Annotated in this window: 1 protein-coding gene; it reads left to right on the top strand. The window is 42.0% G+C overall.

The window, feature by feature from the left end; translation table 11 throughout:
- Nucleotides 1–603, top strand: a 603-nt coding sequence (locus IQR33_RS10270) for a GyrI-like domain-containing protein (RefSeq protein WP_193843686.1), incomplete at its 5' end; no start/stop codon positions are given.
- Nucleotides 604–672: the final 69 nt, after the last annotated feature.

Below are 672 nucleotides of genomic sequence, written 5' to 3'. Positions count from 1 at the left end.
TGGCAAATGCAATCTCGCGTCCCTTGGTATCTGTTCTTTCTGAAAAGTATGTTTAAGTCGATGATAGAGATGGATTATCAACGTGGGTTACGCATGCTCAAAAGTAAGCTTGAAACCGGAAGAGTGCATTCAGACTTAGTCGAAATAGGTAACCGAACGTTGCCTCAAATTCATTACATTGGGATCAAGGGTGTGGCTAGCTTGCAGGAATTAGGTTCGGTAATTGAGAAGCATGTTCAGCAACTAGAACAGTTAATTAGTGACGAAACCCTATCCGTGAATGGTGAATTGTTTTGTTATTACCAGTCGATGGATATGCAGAAAGGTACATTCGAGTTTATCACTTGCTTTCCTCTTCATAACTCAGTACCAGCGCCTCAAGGGGCGGTTACCGGTACCATTCCTGAGAGTGAAACATTTGTCGTTGAACACCGAGGTGAATATCAGTTTTTGGGAAATGCATGGGCTTTAGCGATGAACTTGGTTCGTCAGAGTGATATGAAAGTCAAAACCAGTCCTTTAGGAATCGAACGCTATCTGAATAGCCCGAAGGAAACCACGGAAGAAGAGCTAAGAACGGAAATTATTTTGTTTAAGAAATGACAGGCGCAGGCGAGTAGGGTGTTTAGGTATCATACTAGTTATGCGAAATGTTACTAAAGAATAATAGCG

The organism is Vibrio sp. OPT46, assembly GCF_015163535.1.
GTDB lineage: Bacteria > Pseudomonadota > Gammaproteobacteria > Enterobacterales > Vibrionaceae > Vibrio > Vibrio alginolyticus.
The sequence above is the reverse complement of the archived record's forward strand: the minus strand, read 5'-3'. Positions and strand labels throughout refer to the sequence as shown.